1 protein-coding gene is annotated in these 805 nt (G+C 40.7%); it reads right to left on the bottom strand.

Going from position 1 to position 805, the window contains the following annotated elements:
* A partial coding sequence (locus tag ACFIK8_RS10915; RefSeq protein ID WP_375669439.1) for a thiamine pyrophosphate-dependent enzyme occupies positions 1 to 805 on the bottom strand: 805 nt, incomplete at both ends.

Raw genomic sequence — 805 nt, 5'->3', positions numbered from 1 at the left:
CAAAAACCTTAGCACGATTACTTAAAAAACGCTGAATAGTTTTATGAACATGAAAATTGGGAGGAATCTCGACAAGTTTCTGACCAATTTCCTTTAAAGTCTTCAATGCCACACCAGTCGTTCCAAAGTATTGCTCTTCAGTATTACTGGAAGCTTTAAGCCCCGTCCAACTCCCATCAAGCCAATCAGCTTTACTGGGTTTATAAGAGGTACTCGCTTCAAACTCAGCCTCAAGCTTATCACGCCACAGCTTTTTTTGCTGCTCAATCTCTTCTAAAGAAATCACGCCTTCTTTTACCAACTGGTCACCATAAAGCTGAAGAGTTGTTTTGTGATTACGGATCGCCTTATACATAAGCGGTTGTGTAAAAGAAGGTTCATCGCCTTCATTATGTCCATAACGGCGATAACAAAACATATCAATCACCACCGGTTTATGAAAAATTTGACGAAATTCCGTTGCTATTTTTGCAATAAAAACAACAGCTTCAGGATCATCACCATTCACATGAAAAATGGGCGCATCGATCATTTTTGCCACATCCGATGGATAAGGTGAAGAGCGCGAAAAACGGGGATCGGTTGTAAATCCAATTTGATTATTGACAATAACATGAATAGAGCCGGCAACCCGGTAACCTTTTAAACCTGAAAGACCAAAAGTTTCTTGAATCACACCTTGACCTGCAAAAGCAGCATCACCATGAATGAGCAGAGGTAAAACTTTTGCGCGCTCGCTCAATGAAATAACCTCAGTACGCGCAGTGCCAACAAGCTGATCTTGTTTAGCACGTGTTTTTCCAAT

It is taken from the genome of Bartonella sp. MR168JLCBS, assembly GCF_042194175.1.
This window is presented reverse-complemented; position numbering and strand designations above follow the sequence as displayed.